Source organism: Clostridium sp. Cult1 (assembly GCF_021655095.1).
In the GTDB taxonomy this organism is placed as follows: Bacteria; Bacillota; Clostridia; order Tissierellales; family Tepidimicrobiaceae; genus Schnuerera.
Genome location: NZ_PPXW01000001.1, coordinates 1,864,865 through 1,887,943, shown reverse-complemented (window position 1 = coordinate 1,887,943; position 23,079 = coordinate 1,864,865). Strand labels below are relative to the sequence as shown.

The following is a 23,079-nucleotide window of genomic DNA, read 5'->3' as shown; positions in this document are numbered from 1 at the left end:
AAATGACAGATTTTAAAGATGAAAAGCTGCAAATTTTAAGGATGATAGAAGAAGGTAAAATTACTAGTGAAGAAGGTATAGAACTATTAGATGCCCTTAATGAAACCAAAAATAATTATATGGAAAACCAAAAATCTAAATGGTTAAAGGTAAGAATAGTTGAACCTAAAGGTAATAACAAGGTTAATGTAACTATACCTGTAGCGCTAATAGATGTAGGTATAAAAATAGCAGGCAAAGTAGCTCCAAACTTCGTTCCAGAATTGAAAGAATCTGGTCTTAACGAAAATGATATAAATGAACTATTTGAGGCTATAAAAAATGGAGCCTCAGGAAAATTAGTAGATATAGAAGGTGAGGGTGGAGAAAAAGTTGAAGTAATAGTAGAATAATCCCAGTTCTGGGATTATTCTTTTAATTTTGTTATATTATATATAATCTTTATGCCTATAGCTATTAATCCTAATGGTATTATATAGGATATTAGCTTCCAAAAACCAAATTTAATGGATGTTTTAGATGATATTAAAAATAGTGCAGATATAACCACCATTATCCAAGCTAAATGCTTAGGCCATTCTATGCCAGAATTTCTATATCCTACTATGTAGATGATATAAAAAGCAATTCCAAATAGTATAAATAAAACCCAGTTAACATCCGATAAAGCTAATTCTTCAATTAAATTATAAGTTCCTAAAGCAGGTAGGATTGTACCAATTATCAAAAACCCTTTATTCTTTTGTCTAAAATATAATGTTAAGGATATAACTCCAAATATCCATAGGAATAAAAAGCTTTTCACATTTATTTCAGGAAAAACATATTGATTTAATAAAGAAATTAAAGATATTCCCAATAGTATTAAACCCGATATTAAATAACCCATATGTTTTTGAATAAAATAGCTTATTACGAGTCCTATAGATAGTAGAAATAAAATCCAATTAATATTTAATACTTCTAAATTCAAAAGTAGGAACAATACCCCAACAAACACTAATAACAAACCAAAAGAGTAGCTATTTCTTTTCATTATATCCCTCCTATTTAAATAAAGGTTCCATTAGAAAAATTTAAATTTAAATCTATGCTTTTTAAATAATCAAAGATTAAAGAATCATATACACCGGTTCCAATAAAAGATTGAGGAAAAATTGAAGCTATTGGAGATAATACTAAATTTAGCAAATAGATGATAAACAACCCCTCTATCAATCCAAATAATATACCTCCTGTTTTATTCAACTGTTTTAATATCGGTACATCCAAAAGGAATGAAAAAAAACCTAAAATGATGCTAATCAGCATATTGGCTAAACAAAATACAATAACCATTGATGAAATAGTTATAATAACTTTTAACAATCCTGTTGAAAATAGATTATGGATATAATTAATCTCCTCCTTAATTCTAGAATGAAATAGGATTTTTAATATAACCTCCGTTATGCTTTTAAATATATTATATACTTTAGGATTATTTATTATATACCCATAAACAACAGGATAATACCTTTTAGTAATTATTATAGACAATATCACTTGAATAATTTTAAATATGGACAAAACAAGTCCTAATCTCAATCCTTTTGATATTGTATATATCAAAATAAGTATCATAACTATATCTAGCCAGTTCATATTAATCCCCCAAACCTAATCTTTATTATAATGGAATTATATCTATCTTATCTTCATAAACTACAATAAGTTTTTGCACCCCTTTCATAACTTTTATTATGGGATCCTCCGATTTATATTTAAACACTTCTCTTCCCTCTTTTAACCCAATAATATGATTGTTTCCATATAATACTATATATCTATCAAAATAAAGTATTTTTCTATATTCCTCTGTAAATGAATCCTTTTCCAAAGTCCTTCCATCAAAAGATATGGTTTCTAATGTATTTCCATATAGAATATGGATATTTTCATCATCCATATAAATATCCTTTATAAGCTGAAATTGCTTTTTCCATAAAATACTTCCATCATTGATTTGATATATCCCTTTATCCGATAATACTATTAAATTATTTTTATCATCAAAATTCAAATACATGGCAATTTCGTTATCCAAATAAGCTGTCCATAGAAATTCACCTTCTATGCCATGGATTTGAATTTCCGTTTTTAAATTCTCCCCTTTTAAATTTAAAGTAGCTAATCCATAGCTTTTATTATTTTTGTCAATACAATAGGTTAGTATGTTTTTATTCTCTGTCGATCTTTCTTCAATTAAATTACCCTTTTTATCTAATATATTAATCTTTTCATTATCTTCTTCTTTAATATGTGCTAATATTACTCCAGAGTTCTCAGCTATATTATAGATTTCCATATTCAATTTTAAGTTGTCTATAGTTTCTCCTTGAGGATTTAGAATATAAACTTGACCTGTTGGCCTTTCATATACAAATATTTCTTCTTTTCCAAAATAGGCTAAAGGTTCATCTGTATTAAATTCTTTTTCCCATTCCACTTTACCATCTAATTTCAATTTTTTTAATCTATTTTCTCCCCATAGGATAATACTGTCACCATAAGTAGCCGCTTGATCTATATTAATATCTATAGGGATAGAATTCTTTAATTCTAACTCCTTTACTCCAATCTTTGAATCTTTTATGAAATTTATAAATTTTTCCTGGTTTTCCCTTTTTGAAAATAGCAATATAATTCCAATAAAAATTATTACGAAAAATTTAAAACCTTTACTTTTAATTCCTTTATGGTCCATAGTATCACCCCATAATATTATAATTCGTTATATTTTAATAATATCCTTCAAAATATTTGTGAATATTTTATAATCTGATATAATAAATGTACCCATACATTTATTAGGAGGTAGAATAATGTTAATTGATAAAAATCTAAATACTCCTTTATATATACAGCTTTATGAAAACATTAGAAGCTCAATAGAAGAAAACCATTATAGAGAAGGAGAAAAACTTCCTTCTATTAGAAGTTTAGCAAATAAATTAGATGTAAACAATATTACAGTTGTAAATGCTTATAAACTTTTGGAACAAGAGGGATATGTATATTCTATAAAGGGAAGTGGAACTTATGTAAGGAAGTCTAGTTATGATATAGATATTCCCTATATGGAAGATGGAGATATTGAATTGATGATTGGGGGAGTACTTCCTATATCAAAGAATAGTATTAATTTTGCTTCTGTATCACCTACACCTGAAATTTTTCCTATAGAGGAGTTTAAGCAAACTCTAATTGAAGTATTGGATAGAGATAAAGGAAATGCATTTGTTTATCCTGAAATCAATGGTTATGAACCTTTTAGAGAGTCTATTACTTCTTTTTTACATGAAAATTATAATATGACCGTTGATAAAGATCAGATACAGGTAATCTCTGGAGGCCAACAGGGTATAGATATAATTGCTAAAACTTTAATTTCTCAAGGAGATTGTATTTTTGTTGAAAATCCTACATATTCTGGAGCTATAGCTGCTTTTAAGTCTAGAGGGGCTAAAATTATGGGAATTCCAATGTTAGAGGATGGATTGGATTTAGATATATTTCACAAGTATATTAAAAGATATAGGCCTAAATTTTTATATATGATGACTAATTACCAAAGTCCTACTACTTATTCCTATAGTGAAGAAAAAAAGAAGGAACTTATTAATCTAAGTAAAAAATATAACTTTTATATTATTGAAGACGATTTCTTAACAGATTTAAATTATGATAATAGTAAAAAAATCCCCTTAAAATCTATGGATAATTTAGATCAAGTTATATATATAAAAAGTTTTTCAAAGATATTTATGCCAGGTGTAAGAATTGGTTTCATGACGGTACCAAAAAAACTTTTTAAGGAAATAATACGTGCTAAACACACTACAGATATTTCTTCCTCTGGTTTTTTGCAAAGAGCTTTTGACCTCTATCTAAGAAAAGGCTATTGGAAAAGCCATATGGAAACCATAAAAAAAGTATATACTGAAAAATATAACACCATGGTAAAAGAATTGGAAGAGCTTGAAAAGTATGGTGCTGATTTTGTTAAACCTAACGGTGGCCTTAGTATTTGGGTCAAATTGCCAAAGGAAATAGATTCTATAGAACTGTATAATGAATGTGTAGAAAACAATGTGGCGTTGGTACCAGGTAAAATATTTTTTATTGATGATAGTATATATTCTAACTATATCCGACTAAGTTTTGGAGCAGTATCCAATGAAGAAATAACCCAAGGTATTAAGATAGTAGAAAATTATCTTCGGAAAAAATATAATGATGATAATAATGAGTATTTGCCCTTTGTTTAATATCCAAACTAAACACCAATTCTATTATTCTAAACGTTAGCGAAGAACCTTAAGTTCAAGATTCTTCGTCTTTCGCTTAGGATAATAGTTTCAACATAATCTATTATCATCTTGGATTTTTAATCCTTTATGAAATTCATTATAATAGATATATACTCTTCTGGCTTTTCATACATAGCTGCATGACCTACCTCTTTTAGAATGATCCATTTAGAGTCTTTAATTTCTTGGTGAATTAGATATTGATATTTAATTGGAGTAAGGATATCTAATTCGGAGCTTATGATTAATGTAGGAACCTTAATGTTTTTTATACTATTATGGATATTATAATCTATTGCACTTTGCAAACCTTTACTAAACCTTTTATACCATTTATCGTTTAGAATTCTTGATAAGATCCTTTTTTTCTCCTCTATATCTTCATAATTCTCTTCATAATAATTATAGGAATACATATAGGGCATAGCTACACTTGAAAAAAAATCTCCATCTAAGGTCGATGCTGCATATTCCCATGCTTTTCCTATTTCTTTCATTATATTTGTAGTATAGCTATCTGTGTTTGATAGTATTAAAGATTTTACTTTATATCCATATTTTAATGTAAAGTTAAGGGCTACTTTCCCCCCGTAGGACATACCTACTAAATAAACTTTACTAAGTTCTAACTTATCTAAAAACCCTTTCAAAAAACCAGCTTGAGTTTCTATAGTATAACTGCCTTCATAACTATCGGATTTACCCTGATCCAACAAGTCAATAGTTATCATCCTATAATTCTTAGATACAGTTTTAATGAAAGGAGACCAACTGTTGGTAGTCATCATCATTCCATTTAAAAAAACTACTGGTTCACCATTTCCATATTCTTTATAATATATATTTTTATTCATAATGTTTATATAAGGCATTTCATCATCTCCCATTTGGTTGTTAATATTAGTATAGCAAAAAAATGCCTTTTATGTCTTATTTATTCTAATATAAAAAGATGCTACTTCCATAGCATAGCATCTTTTTATATTAGATCTATTGATATTATTTATTCTCCACTCTTTTTAAAATATCGTTTAAATCCTCTATAGGTCGTACATTTTCCCAAGTTGATCCATCGTTGGATACCTTTAGTAATGACATTGCTTGAGCTCCAAGGCGCTTCCCTTCAGAAAAATCAACCGTTCCACCCATAGGAATCTTAAATTCTTCTTTTTCCATAGCCTTCATGAAGTTTTCCCAATTTAAAACATTACCTTCAGTTCTTTTTAGCCCTTCAGCCATGAAATGACCAGCTATCCAACCTGCCATAGCAAAAGCGTTTGATGCATAATCAGGTTCACCAAATTCAGTCATTCCCTTTACAAATGCCTGAACCTCTTCTTCATCGCTAAGGTCTACCCATGCATTTGAATATATTGGGAATTTGTTTTGAGCATTTACATAGTCGTTTGTAAAATTTGAAATAGTAGTAGCATCTGCGTTAGAATAAGTTGTAAATACAGGTTTATCTAGCCCTTTATTTATAAGTTCTTTCACTATTGTTGGAAAAGTAGCTTGTATAGAAGCTGCTATAATAACATCTACATTTTCATTTTTCATCTTTAATACTGCTGAAGAAACATCAGCTGCTCCAGGATTTACTTGCTCCTTAACAACAATATAGTCACCACCTAATTTTTCTATTTGATTTTCTACTCCAGCTAACAAATCTTTACCTGCATCATCATTAGTATATATGACACCTATTTTTTTTACATTATGTTCTTCAATAGCCCTTGCAACGGTTAGCCTTCCTTCAGTTACATATATGGGCTGAACTGGAAAAAGTCCTTGACCATTTTCTACGGAGGTTGCGTCTTCATAATATAGATCTGATATTCCTGCTGCAAAATATACAGTAGGAATTCCCGTTTCCTTTAAAAGATCTACCGTAGCCCCTATAGTTGGCGTCCCAAAATGGCCAACAATTGCAAATACTTTGTCGTCATTTATCAATTGTTCTGTAAATGCCTTTCCTTTTACTGGATCAAACTCATCATCATAATGGACAAACTCTATAGTTCTGCCATCAATTCCACCAGAATCATTAACCTGCTTGAAATATGCTTGTATACCTGCATTAAATGGAACTCCTACAGTTGCAAAAGCACCAGAGGTAGCAGCTACATTTCCTACTTTTATTGTCGTATCAGTTACCCCTTGTGCTACCTCATCTTTACTAGAACAACCTGTGATAGATAATAGTAAAATTACAACTCCCATAAAGATTGATAAAATTTTACTTTTTTTCATGAATTAAACCCCCTCATTTTTCTTTTTACTACCAAGATAAGCCTCTATAAGTAAAGGATTATTAAGAAGCTCTTCTGTACTACCTTCCATTATAATTCTTCCTACTTCAAGAACATAAGCATAATCAGCTATTTTCAACGTTTGCAAAGCATTCTGTTCTACAATTAATACTGTAGTCCCATCTTTCCTGATCTCTTTAATTATTTCAAATATACTTTTTACTATTAAAGGTGCCAGACCTAAGGATGGCTCATCTAACAATAATAATTTTGGGCTTCCCATAAGGGCTCTTCCAATGGAAAGCATTTGTTGCTCACCACCTGAAAGGGTTGAACTTATCTGATCCTTTCTTTCCTTAAGTACAGGAAAGTATCCATATACCCTCTGGAAATTTTGTTGTATTTTATTTTTATCTTTTACAGTATAAGCTCCTGTCATTAAGTTCTCTTTAACGGTAAGATCCCTAAATAGTTGTCTTCCCTCAAGGGATTGAACAATACCTAATGAAGTTATTTTGTTTGCAGGCATTGCCGTAATATCATGACCAAAAAATTTTATTTGTCCTTCAACTGCATCTAAAATTCCTGATATTTTTCTTAAAGTTGTAGTCTTTCCTGCACCATTGGAGCCCAGTAGGGCAACTATTTGACCATCTTCAACAGACATGCTTATCCCTTTAAGAGCTTCTATATTCCCATAGTTTACTTTTAAATTTTCAATGCTTAAAGCTATTTCATGCATAATCTTCTTCCTCCTTTCCTAGATAAGCTGTCTGAACCTTTTCGTTAGTTTTTATTTCCTCAGGTGTTCCTATAGCAAGAAGTTTACCAAAGGAAATAGCACATATCCTATCACATAAATCTGTAACAAATTTCATATCATGTTCTACTAAAAGTATGGAACAATCATATCTATCCCTTATATCTCTAACTTTTTCTATTAATGCCAAAGTTTCCGATTCATTTAGACCAGCTGCAGGTTCATCTAGGATTATAAGTTTAGGATTGCACATTAATGTACGGGCAAGTTCTATCCTTTTAAGGACACCATAGGGTTGCCCTGCCACAAGTTGATCCTTGATATCATATAGGTCCATATACTTAAGCACTTCTTCTCCTTTTTTTCTTAACTTTACTTCTTCTTCCCTTGCTTTGGGGAGCTTCAATATTTGACTAAATATTGAAGCTTCAAATTCTATATGTGAACCTACCAGTAAATTATCAATTACACTTAATTCTCTAATAAGTTCTATATTTTGAAATGTTCTAACTAGCCCTTTAGAAATTATTTCATGAGGTTTTTGACCAACTAAATCTTCAATTTCTCCATTATTTCCTCTAAATAAAACTTTTCCCCCATCAGGTCTATAAAATTGTGTAATACAATTAAACACAGTAGTTTTTCCTGCTCCATTGGGCCCTATAAGTCCAAAGATTTCTTTTTCTTTGATATGAAAAGATAATGAATCTACAGCTTTTAATCCGCCAAATGCTATAGAAAGATCTTCAACTTTAAGCACTATATCCCCAGTTATACCATCTTTACTTTTCAATATTTCCTTATCCACTGTAGCTCTCCTTTCTTTTTCTTAACTTTGAAAGCTTTTTTTTAATATCTTCTTTTACATGTATGAGACCTGTAGGATAGAATAATACTATTAAAACTATTAGTATTCCATTGAATATATAAGCTAACCCATCGAATTCTCCTAAAACAGGAAGTCTCTTCAGTATAAGATCTGGAACTCCAAATACAACAAAGGATCCTAAAATAGTTCCAGGTATCGATCTAATACCACCTATTACTATTGCAGCTAAAATATTTAGAGAAAGCAACAGAGTCCATGTGTCCGGGTAAGTATATTTGACAAAATGCATATATAAGGTGCCACCAAGCCCTGCATAAGCTACAGTTATAGCAAAAGAAAGAAGTCTATATTTATATATATCTATCCCCATGGCCTGAGCAGCTGATTCACTACCTCTCATAGTTAAAAAAGCACGTCCTGTATAACTATTTATCAGATTATAAGTTATTACCATAATAGCTACAAGAATTATTACTATCAGTATGAAAGTTCCACTTCTATCCAAATCTATGAAACCTAGAAGCTGAGGGTAGTCTGCTTTTTTGCCAGAAAATCCATTTGTCACTACTTCAAGTTCTACAAATACTTTTCTGAGTATTTCCGATATTGCTAATGTAGCTATAGCTAAATAAAAACCTTCAATCCTTAAGGAAACAAGACCAGTTAAAATACCTATTAACATGGGTACTATTACAGAAATTATCAATGACAATTCAAAAGGGAGATTTAAATCTGCAGTAATATAAGCTGCAAGATATGTTCCAAGCCCCATAAAACCCGCAGTGCCTAATGATATTAATCCTGAATACCCTAATAGGATATTTAGCCCTAGTGCCACTATTGAATATATAAGTATACTAGCAATTGTTGTCAGATAGGAATATTTCAAAATTCTTAGCTCTACCAGTATAGGAAGAAGAATTAGCAAAATTCCAAAAAGTATATAGTCTGAATAAGGCTTCTTTTTTCTATACCACATAATGAGTTTATTCTCTTTTTTTTCCAATGTATTTACCTCCTATACTTTTTTTACTACTTTTTTACCAAATATACCATTAGGTTTAAATAGAATTACTACTAAAATTAAAATATAAAGAATTGGGTCACTCCATATAGAAGATATATAATAAGAAATAAAATTACTTGCAAAACCTATTATATAGGCAGCAATTACTGGTCCATAAAAAGTTTGAAATCCCCCCAAAACACATGATAAAAAAGCCACAATTTGAACCCCATCCATCATAGTAATGCTTACACTAGTAGTTGGAGCTAACATTAAAGCCGAAAGAACGCCAAGAGCTGCAGCAATTGCCCAAGATGTCATAGTAACAAAAGATGTAGGTATACCCATCATTCTTGCAACTATTTCATTTGAGGCGGTTGCTCTTATGGAAAGACCCCACTTACTCTTCTGAAGCATATAGAATAAAAATAACATTATTCCTATTACAACCCCAATATTAAGAATAGCATTGTATGAAATCGTTGCCCCAAATATTATATGACTTCCATATATAAACCTTGGAAATTGAATTGGGTCTGTTCCAAATATCATTGGTGCAAGGCCTAAAAAAACCATTAGTAATCCAAGGGTAATGATCTGTTTTGATACGGGATCAATATTTTGTGTCCTAGAGATAACTACTCTATCAACAATGACTCCCACAATAAACGCGCTTAACATTCCAAGTAAAGCTGCTACATAAACTGGAATATCAGTACTTAATAGTATATAAGTAGCTACAAATGCATTAAACATGCTTATAGCTCCTTGGGCATAATTGGTTGTAATTGAAGTCCTAAATATTAATATAATGCCTAAAGATGCAAGGGCGTATATACCCCCAATTTCTAAACTGTTTAGAAGTATTTGAATAAATATACTCATTACCACTAGTCCCCTTTCTTTACCCAAACTGCACTAGCTACATAGATTATTTACTTAGCATTTTTCTAATAATATATTAAATTAGCAAATTCTATGCCAAGACTTTTTCAAAAGCAAAACCCGCATAAATACTCATAGATAAAAAACTAGCAAAACTTTGCTAGTTTTTTATTGTAATATTACTATACAGTTGTTTGATTTTGTTACATAAATTGTTTAATAAAATTGCATTTATTAATATTAGCTTTCTTATTACCTTATAATGATTAGCTAATATCATTTCAAAACTCCATTATAATTTTAACTATTTCATCTAATACATCTACAAAAGGTGCATGGCCGCAGTGGTCAAATAATATAAACTCTGTATTTTTCCCTATACCATCTTTTATAGTTTGAGCCATATCAAGGGATACTAGTATATCTTCTTTTCCCTGAATTATAGCTGTAGGAACTTTTATTTTGCTGATTTCTCCTGTTCCCATACTTATGCCATTAAAAGAATTAGATATATTAAATGAGGCTAAAGCATAGTGAACATCTATTAAATTTTTTTGCATTAAACTTTCTTCTATATACTCTTCATATCTTTTGGATTCAGTTTTTTTGTGTATATATAGCAGAACCCCATATTTTTCTATAGTAATCTTTATCCTTCTAACTCTACCACCTGTGGGTCACCCAGCTAAATCAATTTTTTTAAAATTTAAGGCATCTAAAAACGATTTTAAATCTTCTGAAAAATCTCTTAAAGAATTTATAGGTTTATTATAAGTCGAAACTCCGAACCCCTCATATCTATGGCATATACAGTATACTCTTTAGGTAAAGATTCCATAAGAGTATCAAAATGTTTAGAGCTTGCTAAGTTTCCGTGAACCAAAACTATAACTTTATCTCCCCCTAGATAATGTTATAACCATAAGTTTCACTGTTTGATAACCTTATCCTTTTTAGGTCAATATTCTTCATAAAATCCACCTTTCTAAAAATCCATAGTGTCAAATATAAGAATATATTTGACACTAAAATCCAAATTGCATTCCCCATAACTCACCTTTGTTAATAAATATAAACCTAAAAATAAAATTATTTAATTTTTTGAATATGTTTTTTAATATTAATTTACTGTTATGGTAATAGGTACATCATATTCTCTACATATTTTTTGTATTTCTCCAATGGAATTTTCCTTAGAGGTATAGTATGTTTTCTTGCCTTCACATAATTCTATTTTGATCTTGCCGTTTTTTATAAAAGTTTTATTGGATAGAACAATTTCCTCAATATTTTTATAATAAATGCTTTCTATTTTTTTTTCTTCGAAGTTCTTAAAAATGTCCATTATATCCATTTCCAACAAATTCTCTCTTTTACTATAGGCTACATCCGTTCTAGCAAACCAAGATCTAAAGGTTTCTCCAGTATTTATTATAAGGAGTCTTTTATCTGTAAATACTAACTCATAAAATTTTTTAAAGAAATCATTTATCTGAAAATATTCTGTTAAATAACCTAATACTTTTTCATTCATATTTTCCCACCTATGCTTCTAATAAAGATTCCATTTCCTTATCTAATGGCTGTTTCTTAGTTACATAAGAAACTAATATATAAACTATTATAGAAATTGCTAAAGATAAAGTCCCGTTATATATGCCCTTATTTCCAATATTATTTACATAGAAAGGCAATTGCAGAGTTTTTGCTACTTCTAATCCAATATTTAGTATAAGACCTACTATTATAGAACATAGGGCCCCTTGCCTAGTGCCTTTTTTCCAATTGAAACCTATGCCTACTGCGGGAGCTAAAGCTGCAGCAAACGTTCCCCAACCAAAAGCACCAAGTAAGGCAATTCCCTGAGAACCTAAAGTTAAGGCGAGGATTACTGCAATAACCGAAAGTATTGCCACTGCTAATCTACCATATACTAGCTCTTGTTTTGAATCTAATTCTTTGCCTAATGAAAATGGTAAATCCCTTACAACTGCAGCTGATGCTATATTAATAAAGGAATCTGCTGTAGACATAATTGCCGATGCTATACCTGCATAGACTAAACCAGCAATAATTTTTGGTGTATAATTATTTAAAAATACAACTATAGTATTATCTGCTGATTTACTTAATAAATCCATTGCCTCAGTTGATAATTGCCCAGTTAAGGATAAATATTTTACAACTAATCCTACACCAAACCACAATAATCCAGCCATCATTCCTCCTACTGCTGCCAAAGTGGGTCCCCATTTCAACTTATTGGTATCTCTTACCATAAAGAATTTATGCACTATATGAGGTTGACCTACAATTCCTATACTCAATAGGAAAAACCAACTCATAGCAGTAATTGGTGAAGCTAAGCCCCAAGGACCTATAAAATTTGCTCCAGTGCCATCTGCCATAGTACTAGCTATAGTGCTAGTCATATTAACAGTACCTCCGCCTTTAACCAAAGCCATAATGAATATAAAGATAGAGGAAAGGATCATAATAGTCCCTTGGAATACATCTGTATATACTCCTGCTAACATTCCACCGGCTACAGAATAAATTAAAACGATTAGCATACCGATAATTACTGCTAGTTCATGTTTTAAATTAAATATAGGTGATAAAATAAAAGCAAAACTTGTAATCTGGTTAGCTAAATATAGAACTAGTCCAACTAATAAAGCAGCCGCAGAAATACCACTTACTAATTTTGAATTATACCTTTCATAAATAGCGTCCGATACAGTCATGCTTCCTTTTACATCTGTTAAAAGTCTCATTCTCTTACCAAGTATAATCCAAGCCATTAAAAAAGAAACAGATGTTGGAAAAGTCATCCAGAGAGAACCTTGACCAACACTATAAAATAACCCTGGTCCACCTACAAATACCCACCCAGATATAGCAGCTGAAAAAGAAGCCATAGCTAAAGCATAAAGTCCTAACTTTTTACCTGCTATAAAAAAGTCCGTACTACTTTTTGTCTGCTTCATAGCCCAATATCCAATATATAAAACAACCAGCATATATAATCCTACTACAATTCTAATAGTTGCCATATATATCCCCCTTTTATCCTTTTACATTTTCTATTTCTATCAGATCCTCCATTTTTACATCAGTAGCTTTAGAGAATTCTTCCAAATCCTCCATGGTTATATAATCTTTTTCAAATCTAATACTATAAGCTACTGTTCCAACTAAAAATGGTAAAAACCACGCAACATACATCATAATTGCTGTTCCCAACGGTAATCCCCCGAAGAATTTTCCAAAACTTGAATGATCCATTCTCTCCATGGCAATAAATCCTATAAGCCAAATTGCCAATACTCCCAGTAAAGAATATTTTGCTAACCCTCTTACTTTCCCTTTCTTCAACGCCCCTAGCCACATCCATGAAAACATTAACACCGGGAATGAAATAGCAAATAATAGTGAATTTTCAAAAATTTGAGCAATTAATAATAATATTGCTGATAATAATAGCAATAGAACGGTTTGATCATTTCTATCCACTTTAATACCTCCTTTAGGTGTTTATTTTAACTTTAATTCTGTATTAGGACTATTATGATTATATAAACTCACCTCCTTCCAAATTATTATTTCTTTTTTAATTATAGCCTCATTCCACCATTTACACTTAAAGTATGTCCTGTAACATAGGATGCTTCATCGGAAGCTAGGAATAATGCGGCATTAGCAATTTCTTCTGGTTGACCTAATCTTCCAAGCATGGTTTGAGCTGCAAATTTATCTAATAGATCCTGAGGAACTGTTTTTAAAATATCTGTCATAGTGTAGCCAGGTGCAATAGCATTAACTCTTACATTTCCACCTTTTAAAGCGAATTCTTTAGCCCAAGTTTTTGTTAGACCTAAAACTCCCGCTTTTGTTGCAGCATAGTTAGCCTGACCAATATTTCCATATTCACCTACAACTGAAGATATATTTATAATGGATCCTCCACCTTGAGATTGCATATAGGGTCCTATATGTCTAGTTAAATTAAATACACCTTTAAGATTTACATCTATTACTAAATCCCATTGTTCTTCTGTCATTTTTCTTGTCATTGCATCCCTAGTTATTCCTGCATTATTAACGAGTACATCAATTCTTCCATACTTTTCTACCACATAATCAAAGAAGCTTTTACAATCTTCTGTGTTTGTTACATCAAGCTTATATCCTTCAATATCCGGATTTTCATAGGAGAGTTCTTCTACATCTACAGCTATAACCTTTGCCCCTTCTTTAGCAAATAGTTCTGACATTGCTCTACCTAATCCTCTTCTTCCACCTGTTACTATAGCTACCTTGTCTTTTAATCTCATATTTATATCCTCCTCTTTATTCAAAAATAAAATTAGTTATCTTCTCTACTACTAAGTCCTCATTATCATAATGAAATGCATGCCCAGCATTAGGAATAATTTCTAATACTGCATTTTCCCCTATTTGATCTTTTGTGAATTCATGCATTGAAATAGGACATATTAGATCCTTTTCTCCGCCAATTATTAACACAGGTATTTTAATTTTGTCAATCTCTCCAGTTCCATCAAATACTCCATTATTTATATGAGAAATATTGAAAGCATGAGCTGCCCATGCAGCATCCTTTAAGTTTCTAGTCTTATAAACATCATCTATTAATATCTCAAATTCTTCCTTTTCGGGAACTTTAATGTTGAATACTGACATAGCCCAAAGCTGTTTCATAAAATCTCTATTCTTATTTTCTAGTCCATCTATCATAGGCTTTAATTGGACTGGATCCTGTAAAAGTTCTTCTTTATTATCATAGTACTCATCCAAAAACTCTCCCTTTGGCCCTTTCTTAACATATGGATATCCAGATGGAGGGATAGAACCAAATAATATCATTTTCTTTGCATAATTTGGATTATCCACTGCAAATTGTTGTATTATCCCTCCACCCATAGACCATCCTAGTAGGTTAAAATCTTTTAAATCCAATTCATCACAAAACAATTTGATATCGTTTGCCCAATCTTTAAATGTCTCAACATTTTCATTATAAGAAGATTCACCTGCTCCCCTTAAATCTAATGCAATTACTTTAAACTTATTAGAAAGTTTTTCTAATAAAGTTCCCCAATGCCTTGAAGAAACCAAGTTGCCGTGGACCATAACTAAAGTTTCTGGTCCATTTCCTCCAATTCTAAAAGCTATTTCTTCCCTATTGGGAAGTACTACTTTTTTTAGCATATTCATCCTCCTCTAATTTACCATAACATCAACTCATTAGCCTTTTTTTGTAATTCACTCCTAAAATCTGGATGAGCTATAGCTATTAAATTATTTACCCTTTGTCTAATTTCCCTACCTCTTAAGGGTGCCACCCCATATTCGGTTACTACATAATCCACATCGTTTCTTGAAAGGGATACAGCTGCACCTTCAGTTAATAGAGGAACTATGGTGGATATGGTATCTTTTTTAGCCGTTGAGTATAATGCTATTATTGATTTACCCCCAGGACTCATCTGTGAACCTATAGCAGTATCAGCTTGACCACCTGTACCACTATATTGAATATGGCCTAAAGATTCAGAACAAACTTGACCCGTTAAATCTAACTGTAAAGATGTATTAATGGATACCATCTTATAATTTTGACCTACTACATATGGATCATTTGTATAGGCACCTCTTTTTAATTCTACCCCTGGATTATCATCTATAAAATCATATAGTTTCTTAGAACCAAGGGCGAAGGTAGTAATAGATTTTCCTTTATGGATAGATTTTTTCTTGTTAGTTATAACCCCTGCTTCATACAAGTCAACCATACCATCTGTAAACATTTCTGTATGAATTCCTAAATCCTTTTTATTGATTAAGGATTTTGCTACTGCATTAGGAATACCACCTATGCCTAGTTGTATTGTAGATCCATCATCTACTAATTCCGATATATATCCACCAATAATCATATCTTTTTCACTAGGTTCTACAACAGGTAATTCTGGTACAGGACGATTGCTTTCATAGAGATAGTCCACATCATTTATATGAACAAATGTATCTCCATAAGTTCTAGGATAATTTTCATTTACTTCTAGAATTACAATATCTGCTGCCTCCAAAAATTCTCTTTCGTATGTTAAAGATAAAGAAAGAGAAAAGTACCCATGTTTATCCATTGGAGATACCGTTGCCATAAATACATTTGGTTTCTTATAATCCAACCTGGCTTTTGCAGCCAAATGTAAATGATTTGGTATAAAGGAAGCCGTTTTATAAGGTTGTGCTTTTCTAGTTAATGGTGTATAGAACCAAGCTAAATTAGTAAAATGACCATACATATCTGGATTTTTAGTGAATTCATAGTTTCCCATATTTAAACAAGTCAATACATTAACATTTTCAACATTGTCTTTTACTTCATGGAGTCTATTTAAAAAATCCATAGGTTCAGATGCTGCTAATCCAACTACGATATCATAATTGGATTTAACCATATTAAGTGCATCATCTACAGTTATCTTTTTATTGTTATATTCTTTTTTCCAACTCATTTTTTACCTCCTAGCCTTCTATTTTTCCCCATTTAATAACGTTTGCTGCCCAAGCATATCCAATACCAGCCCCAACTGTTGCAACTATATCTCCATCCTTAATCTTTCCTTCATCTAAACCTAATTTTAATGATAATATCTGATCAATTTGTCCCATATGACCATAATCCCTTAAATAAATAGATTTTGATTCATCTAAACCTAATTCATTTAAAATAAATTTATGAGCTGAATATTTAAAGTGAAGAATTGCTAAATAGTCTAAATTTTCTTGACTATAACCACTTTTTCTTAAAGCATCTCTTATTACAAATAAGAAATTAGGTGTAGATTTTTCGTTTAGTCTAGCCTTCATACCTTCTACATCAAATACATCTAGAGATTTATAAGCTTCATTAATATTTTCTTCTGTAATTGGATCTTCTGTACCTCCGTATCTAACTCCTACATCCCTTGCAAAAGAACCGTCTGTTACTATGCTTGTTTCTAGTAATTCATTTTTACCATAGTTTTTCTTTAATAATATAGCTCCACCGCCAGCAGATAGATTAAACATAAAACTTACTCTAGAATTAGTGTAGTCTATAAAATCTCCATTTCTATATCCACCACATATAAGGACTGTTTTTATATCATCGTTTGCTAACATCATATCTTTAGCTACCTTCATTGCGGTTATATTTGTGCAGCATCTTTGTTGCAAATCAAAAGCAAATGCATTATATGCGCCTATTTTCTCTTGAATATAAATTGCTGTTGTAGTCAGTGGATATTCCTTCCACTCCTCTCCGATGGAAATTATCATATTAATGGAAAGAGGGTCTACACCATATTCATCTATTAAGTTTTTTGCTGCCTTGTAGCCCATTTCTTGAGTTCCATCCTCTGGACCAGGTAAATATTTCTTACTTATACCTAGTTTTTCTCTAACTGCTTCTTCAGCCCAAACTCCATTAGTTGCTTGACTAATTTCTTTAGCAGTCATTATCTTGTTTGGAATATATATTCCTAAACCTGCTATTCCTACATGATCTTTCACATTTATTCCTCCTTAATTTTTTTCTAACAATATTACTAGCAAATTCTATGCCAAAATATATTAAGGAGTAAATCCCTAAAAATACTCATAAATTAAAAAAGTTAGCAAAAACTTGCTAACTTTCATTGTAGTATTAATATACAGTTGTTTTGTTTTGTTACATATATTGTTTATCATCAATGCCGTATTCTTCCATTTTCCTATATAAGGTAGCTCTTGGGATATTAAGCTTTTTAGCTGCTCTACTCTTATTACCTTCAGCTTCTTTTAACATTTGAATTATTACATCTTTTTCCACAGATTCAACAATATTTTTAAGTCCAACCTGATTAGTTTTATAATTGCTTACTAGAGATTTTTCTAGGATATATCTAGGAATATCACCTGTGGTAATATTCACCCCCTCAGAACTAACTGCCATCCTTTCTACAACATTTCTTAGCTCTCTTATATTGCCAGGCCAATCATATTTACTTAATTTATCAATTACATTTTTAGGAACCTTTCTATATAGGCCTGTCTCTTTATAAAATTCCCCTAAAAACTTTTCAATTAGTATTGCCATATCTTCTCTCCTCTTTCTTAAAGGAGGTACTTCTAAGGTTAGTACATTAAGCCTATAATAAAGATCTTCTCTAAAAGTTCCCTCTTCTACCATTTTTACTAAATCTTTATTAGTTGCACATATGACTCTTACATCTAATCTTATGGGGCTTTTCCCACCTATTCTTAGCACTTCTTTTTCTTGTAAAACCCTTAGCAGTTTCACCTGCATAGGATGGGACATATCCCCTATTTCATCTAAAAATATGGTGCCTCCATGAGCTAATTCAAATTTTCCTATATTGCCTCCTCTTTTAGCTCCAGTAAAAGCTCCTTCTTCATAGCCAAATAATTCGGATTCAAATAAGTTTTCTGGTATAGCAGAACAATTTAAAGTTACAAATGGGCCCTGTGAACGACTGCTTTCATTATGAATAGAATGGGCAAAGAGCTCTTTACCAACGCCACTTTCTCCCAATATGACAACATTTGAATTTACTTTGGCGATTTTTTTTACTTTCGATTTTGAAATGTTTATTTCATCAGATATTCCATATATATCTTCAAGGGTATATTTAGTGGTATTTATTTTAGCTAATTCATTTTTATATAAAGCTAGTTCCTTATTTATTTCAGCGTACTTTTCTGCTATATCCTTAGCTTTTTTTATATCTTCAAATAAAAGCATACCAAATCCGCCAATAACTTCTCCTTCATCATCAAAAATAGGAATACGATGTACTATAGCTGGTTTATTATTGGGAAAGACATGTTCTTCAGCAATACTTGCTCTTTTCGATTGCAATGTTTCAGGAAACTTAGAAGTAGGATTTACGTCTGTTACTAACCTACCAATTACATCCTCTTCTTTTAATTTTAAAAAATCTAAAAAAGCTTCGTTCATGTAAATGATATTTGCATTTTTATCTAATATATCTACTGATATAGGTAAACTTCCGAATACGCTATGGCAAAAGGATTTGAAATCCCTACTCTCCAAAAATGATGCCATTTATATCACCTTATTTCTTTTAACTTTGTTACATTATACCATTATTGTATGAAAATAAAAAGAGATCCTAATTTGTCTAGATCCCTATATTTTATTTTATCAATTATTATATTATTCTTATTTCATATTCTATTGTTTTTAAAAATCCCATTAATATACTTAAAAATTCATAAGGTTTTTCATACATAGAGGCATGTCCTGCATTTTTAATTAAAATCCATTTTGCATTTGGAATATTTTTAAATATAATTTCCTGATATTCTACAGGTGTTATAGTATCTAAATCGGAACTTATGATTAAAGTAGGAATATCTATTTTATGTAATTCTTTAGTTATATTTAGATTATGCGCACTTTTTGCTGCTCTTCTGAATCCGTCATACCAATTTTTATCTAGTAATTCACCAAACTGTCTTTCTCTTTCCTTTAACCATTGGTTGTTTTTTTCATAGAATATATGAGAATAAATACTAGGCATAGTAATACTGAAAAATATTGAACCTTCATAGGTAGAAGCGGCATAATCCCAAGCCCTTTCTAAATCCTGCATTGATTTATTTGTATAACTAGTAGTATTTGATAATATTAGAGATTTGAGCATATATCCATACTTTAAAGCAAATAACTGAGCTACTTCACCACCATAGGATACTCCAAATAAATGTATTTCTTTATAATTTAGTTTATCAAATAGCTCTTTTAGCATTTCTACATGTATCTGCTGATCATATTCACTATCGGCCTTATCAGAACGTCCTTGATCTAATAGGTCTACTAATAAGACCTTGTAATCTTTTGATAATATATCAATAAATGGTAACCAACTAGCTGTACTCATCATTATTCCATTTAACAATACTAATACTTCCCCTTCTCCATGTTTTTCAAAATAAATCTTTTTCCCTTTAATTTCCATATAGGCCATGTTATTTAACCTCCATTTATCTATTTTTATTATTATACTTGCAACTTATATGCCAAATATAAAATAGTAGATTATTCGAATATGCATCAATAAAATTTCATGTAAAGTCTAAAAAAATGTATAAATAATAAACATTAGTCTCAAATTAATACACTAATCTTTTACTAAAATAAACATAATCATCCCAAACCCAATTACTCCAAAAACAGGGTATATTATTCCTACTAGGTTTGCAAAGCCAACCTTAGCTAATGGGATAGCAGTTACGCAAAATAAAGCAGTAATTAATATTTTTCCCTTTCCTTTGGATACCCTATTCATAAATCCAAATCCATTGGCCAATGCAGTGGTAAACATAGCAATCCAAAGGATAATAGCATATAGTTTTCTATAACTTTTACATATATAATTACACACCATTAACATGGGAATATTTAAATTAAATATCTCATTATAGTATATAAGCATAGAGGTTAATATTGAGATTCCAAGTATAAATAATATAATTCCTCCTATTATACCACCCTTTATTGCAGTCTCTCTACTATGAATTAATGGATATAGAGATGAAAATACTATAATTATTATTAAAGAATTAGAACCAAAATATAGGATGGAAGATGTTATAAAATTACCTTTACTGGTAATACTGGCCCCTTGAATATTTGAAAAATTATATCCTTCTCTTATATTCAGATAAATAGATGTAAATATAATCCCAATAATCAATAAAGGCACTAATATGGAATTGATAAAGGATAGACCTTCTAAACTAAATAAGAAGACTATAAAAGCACAAACTACCATAACAATAATTCCTATATTGTATGAAAGACCTAGTTCATCTTTAAATATTGCTCCAGATCCAGATATCATTACGCTAAATCCTGTATATAAAGAAAAAATCATTATAGTATCCAATAAAGTTCCAAATCTTTCACCAAATAAATTAATTACCAGTTCATCAAATCCTTTTATTTTTTTATCATATATTTTTACTAAAAGTAAACTCCCTACAATTGAAAATAATAATCCTGATATTATAATACCCCAGATACCTTTAAGACCATAAATTCCAAAAAACTCAATGATTTCCCTGCCTGAAGCAAAACCAGCTCCTATTACTGTACCTACATATATAGATGCAATTTTAATCCAGTTTTTCATCTTAAGCCCCCTTCCTGCTAATTAATAATATTAGAAAGGAGGCTTATCCTATAACTGAAATAATATAAAAAACTAGGCCGTTAAAGCCTAGTTTTTTATATTATTTTGCTTTTTCAATATGATTAAGGTCCTCTTTTCTCAATTCTTTTAAGAATGAGAAACACGCAAATATCATTACAAAAGCAAATGGAAATGCTGCAGCAATAGATCCAGTTTGAAGTACTTGTAATCCTCCAGCCAACATAAGGGCAAGAGCCATCATTGATTGAATAATTCCCCATATCACCTTTGTTTTAGTATCCGGATTTAAATCTCCATTTCTAGACATCATACCTAAAACGAATGTTGCTGAATCTGCAGAAGTAACAAAAAATGTACATAACAAAAGTATAGCTACTAAAGATATTATACTACCTAAAGGTATATGTTCCATTACTACAAACAAGGCAGTTTCTGTAACTTTAATGGCTTCGGTAGCAACTTCTGGTCCTAAACTTATACCAGTAGCACCGAATACTGCAAACCATAAAAACGATCCTAGGGCAGGAACTAAAGATACTCCTAATATAAACTCTTTAATAGTTCTTCCCTTTGATATACGTGCAATAAACACTCCAACAAATGGAGCCCAAGCTATCCACCATGCCCAATAAAATATTCTCCAACCACCAATCCAACTATTATCGCCAAAAGCATTTATTTGAAAGCTTGCTTCTATAAAATTTGATAAATACATACCTATACCATTTGTTAATGAATTAATTATTTTTAATGTTGGTCCTAATATTAGAGTTAATAACATAAGAGCACCAGCTAATGCAACATTTGTATTAGATAAAATTTTTATACCTTTATCTAACCCTGATATTGCAGAGGCCATAAATAGACATGTAACGATCACAATGATAAGAATATGAACTGTTGTATTAATAGGAATATTAAACAAATAGTTCAATCCACTATTGATTTGAAGAACTCCTAAACCAAGAGAAGTTGCAACTCCAGCTACTGTTGCAAATATGGCTAATATATCAATAAATTTTCCAATAGGGCCTTGAGCTTTTTCTTCTCCTATTAAGGGGATAAAAATACTACTAATTAATCCAGGCTTATTTTTCCTAAATTGCATATATGCTAAAGGAAGAGCTATTACAGCATAATTTGCCCAAGGATGTATTCCCCAATGTAGAAAAGATGAAAAAATAGCGAAATTTGCAGCTTCTGATGTTGCAGCCTCTACTCCCATAGGATTCATAAAATGATTTAAAGGTTCAGCAACTCCCCAAAAAACTAACCCGATACCCATTCCAGCAGAAAATAGCATTGCAAACCATGTAATAAAACTATATTCAGGTTTTGAATCATCTGGACCTAATTTTATACTACCATATTTACTAAAAGCAATTATCAACATAAAAGCTACAAAGAAAAACATTGATATTAAGTAAAACCAACCAAACTGGGTAGTAAGGAAATTGAATATTTTATTTGCAATATCACCAAAAGTTTCTGGTGATATAATTCCCCATAAAGAAATTATTAGTACAATAACAAGTGAAATATTAAATACTTGATTATCTTTTTTTATCACTATAATCCCCCCAAGTTTATTTTCTTTTCTTAGAAGAAGAGATATATCTCTTCTTCTAAGAAAAGTGATTAATATTTAACCTTAAATACAGTTTGCTCTTTAACATCTGTAGTCAATGCTTCTAAAGCTACTCCAACTCTATGATATCTTAACTTCCATTGTTCCTCCTTTGA

At 30.8% G+C, this 23,079-nt stretch carries 24 protein-coding genes; 2 read left to right on the top strand and 22 right to left on the bottom strand.

Annotation, left to right across the window (positions count from 1 at the left end; all coding sequences use genetic code 11):
• Window positions 1–2: 2 nt before the first annotated feature.
• Window positions 3–392, top strand: a complete 390-nt coding sequence (locus C3E89_RS09380) for an SHOCT-like domain-containing protein (RefSeq protein WP_236912369.1) — start codon at window positions 3–5, stop codon at window positions 390–392.
• A gap of 14 nt (window positions 393–406) precedes the next feature.
• Here C3E89_RS09380 and C3E89_RS09375 read toward each other — a convergent pair whose 3' ends face one another.
• Genes C3E89_RS09375 through C3E89_RS09365 form a run of 3 tightly spaced genes read right to left on the bottom strand, consistent with a single transcriptional unit; the run spans window position 407 to window position 2,746 of the window.
• Complete coding sequence (locus C3E89_RS09375; RefSeq protein WP_236912368.1) at window positions 407–1,036, bottom strand: hypothetical protein; 630 nt, start codon at window positions 1,034–1,036, stop codon at window positions 407–409.
• 14 nt (window positions 1,037–1,050) lie between these two features.
• Window positions 1,051–1,644: a CvpA family protein gene (locus tag C3E89_RS09370; protein ID WP_236912366.1), complete on the bottom strand. Its 594-nt coding sequence runs from the start codon at window positions 1,642–1,644 to the stop codon at window positions 1,051–1,053.
• 25 nt (window positions 1,645–1,669) lie between these two features.
• Complete coding sequence (locus C3E89_RS09365; protein WP_236912364.1) at window positions 1,670–2,746, bottom strand: DUF5711 family protein; 1,077 nt, start codon at window positions 2,744–2,746, stop codon at window positions 1,670–1,672.
• A 118-nt stretch (window positions 2,747–2,864) separates the two neighbouring features.
• On the opposite strand from C3E89_RS09365, the gene pdxR reads away from it, so the two are divergent.
• Entirely contained in the window at window positions 2,865–4,310 is a 1,446-nt protein-coding gene (gene pdxR / locus C3E89_RS09360) for a MocR-like pyridoxine biosynthesis transcription factor PdxR (protein WP_236912362.1), read from the top strand.
• 119 nt (window positions 4,311–4,429) lie between these two features.
• Here pdxR and C3E89_RS09355 read toward each other — a convergent pair whose 3' ends face one another.
• The 19 genes from C3E89_RS09355 to C3E89_RS09270 all read right to left on the bottom strand — a co-directional run bounded on the left by C3E89_RS09355 (window position 4,430) and on the right by C3E89_RS09270 (window position 22,912).
• On the bottom strand, window positions 4,430–5,224 hold the full coding sequence (locus C3E89_RS09355) for an alpha/beta fold hydrolase (RefSeq protein WP_236912360.1): 795 nt from the start codon (window positions 5,222–5,224) through the stop codon (window positions 4,430–4,432).
• A gap of 127 nt (window positions 5,225–5,351) precedes the next feature.
• Window positions 5,352–6,602: an ABC transporter substrate-binding protein gene (locus tag C3E89_RS09350; RefSeq protein WP_236912359.1), complete on the bottom strand. Its 1,251-nt coding sequence runs from the start codon at window positions 6,600–6,602 to the stop codon at window positions 5,352–5,354.
• A gap of 3 nt (window positions 6,603–6,605) precedes the next feature.
• The gene (locus C3E89_RS09345; RefSeq protein ID WP_236912356.1) at window positions 6,606–7,343 is read right to left on the bottom strand and encodes an ABC transporter ATP-binding protein; all 738 of its coding nucleotides are present in this window, start codon (window positions 7,341–7,343) and stop codon (window positions 6,606–6,608) included.
• The gene (locus tag C3E89_RS09340; protein WP_236912353.1) at window positions 7,336–8,169 is read right to left on the bottom strand and encodes an ABC transporter ATP-binding protein; all 834 of its coding nucleotides are present in this window, start codon (window positions 8,167–8,169) and stop codon (window positions 7,336–7,338) included. The genes C3E89_RS09345 and C3E89_RS09340 overlap by 8 nt, the downstream gene beginning before the upstream one ends.
• Window positions 8,162–9,196: a branched-chain amino acid ABC transporter permease gene (locus C3E89_RS09335; protein WP_236912351.1), complete on the bottom strand. Its 1,035-nt coding sequence runs from the start codon at window positions 9,194–9,196 to the stop codon at window positions 8,162–8,164. The genes C3E89_RS09340 and C3E89_RS09335 overlap by 8 nt, the downstream gene beginning before the upstream one ends.
• A 12-nt stretch (window positions 9,197–9,208) precedes the next feature.
• Entirely contained in the window at window positions 9,209–10,081 is an 873-nt protein-coding gene (locus C3E89_RS09330; protein WP_236912348.1) for a branched-chain amino acid ABC transporter permease, read from the bottom strand.
• Window positions 10,082–10,362: 281 nt separating this feature from the next.
• Entirely contained in the window at window positions 10,363–10,641 is a 279-nt protein-coding gene (locus C3E89_RS09325) for an alpha/beta fold hydrolase (RefSeq protein WP_236912346.1), read from the bottom strand.
• Between the two features lie 197 nt (window positions 10,642–10,838).
• The gene (locus tag C3E89_RS13520) at window positions 10,839–10,964 is read right to left on the bottom strand and encodes an alpha/beta fold hydrolase (RefSeq protein WP_442870594.1); all 126 of its coding nucleotides are present in this window, start codon (window positions 10,962–10,964) and stop codon (window positions 10,839–10,841) included.
• Between the two features lie 237 nt (window positions 10,965–11,201).
• Complete coding sequence (locus tag C3E89_RS09320) at window positions 11,202–11,615, bottom strand: PH domain-containing protein (RefSeq protein WP_236912344.1); 414 nt, start codon at window positions 11,613–11,615, stop codon at window positions 11,202–11,204.
• 10 nt (window positions 11,616–11,625) lie between these two features.
• Window positions 11,626–13,137: a sodium/proline symporter gene (locus C3E89_RS09315; protein ID WP_236912343.1), complete on the bottom strand. Its 1,512-nt coding sequence runs from the start codon at window positions 13,135–13,137 to the stop codon at window positions 11,626–11,628.
• A gap of 13 nt (window positions 13,138–13,150) precedes the next feature.
• A complete protein-coding gene (locus tag C3E89_RS09310) occupies window positions 13,151–13,597 on the bottom strand; it encodes a hypothetical protein (RefSeq protein ID WP_236912342.1) in 447 nt (148 codons plus the stop codon).
• A 101-nt stretch (window positions 13,598–13,698) separates the two neighbouring features.
• Window positions 13,699–14,418 carry a beta-ketoacyl-ACP reductase gene (locus tag C3E89_RS09305; protein ID WP_236912339.1) on the bottom strand — a complete coding sequence of 240 codons (720 nt, stop codon included), beginning with the start codon at window positions 14,416–14,418 and terminating at the stop codon, window positions 13,699–13,701.
• 16 nt (window positions 14,419–14,434) lie between these two features.
• Window positions 14,435–15,316 carry an intracellular short-chain-length polyhydroxyalkanoate depolymerase gene (gene phaZ, locus C3E89_RS09300; protein WP_236912337.1) on the bottom strand — a complete coding sequence of 294 codons (882 nt, stop codon included), beginning with the start codon at window positions 15,314–15,316 and terminating at the stop codon, window positions 14,435–14,437.
• Between the two features lie 17 nt (window positions 15,317–15,333).
• Window positions 15,334–16,629, bottom strand: coding sequence for an acetyl-CoA hydrolase/transferase family protein (locus C3E89_RS09295; protein WP_236912334.1), 1,296 nt, complete (start codon window positions 16,627–16,629; stop codon window positions 15,334–15,336).
• 10 nt (window positions 16,630–16,639) lie between these two features.
• A complete protein-coding gene (locus C3E89_RS09290; protein ID WP_236912332.1) occupies window positions 16,640–17,668 on the bottom strand; it encodes a 3-oxoacyl-ACP synthase in 1,029 nt (342 codons plus the stop codon).
• 157 nt (window positions 17,669–17,825) lie between these two features.
• A complete protein-coding gene (locus C3E89_RS09285) occupies window positions 17,826–19,223 on the bottom strand; it encodes a sigma-54 interaction domain-containing protein (protein ID WP_236912330.1) in 1,398 nt (465 codons plus the stop codon).
• A 106-nt stretch (window positions 19,224–19,329) separates the two neighbouring features.
• Window positions 19,330–20,148 (bottom strand): alpha/beta fold hydrolase, encoded by an 819-nt coding sequence (locus C3E89_RS09280; protein ID WP_236912327.1) that lies wholly within the window; start codon window positions 20,146–20,148, stop codon window positions 19,330–19,332.
• Between the two features lie 153 nt (window positions 20,149–20,301).
• The gene (locus C3E89_RS09275) at window positions 20,302–21,315 is read right to left on the bottom strand and encodes a YkvI family membrane protein (RefSeq protein ID WP_236912326.1); all 1,014 of its coding nucleotides are present in this window, start codon (window positions 21,313–21,315) and stop codon (window positions 20,302–20,304) included.
• A 100-nt stretch (window positions 21,316–21,415) separates the two neighbouring features.
• Window positions 21,416–22,912, bottom strand: a complete 1,497-nt coding sequence (locus C3E89_RS09270; RefSeq protein WP_442870615.1) for a glycine betaine uptake BCCT transporter — start codon at window positions 22,910–22,912, stop codon at window positions 21,416–21,418.
• Between the last annotated feature and the right edge of the window lie 167 nt (window positions 22,913–23,079).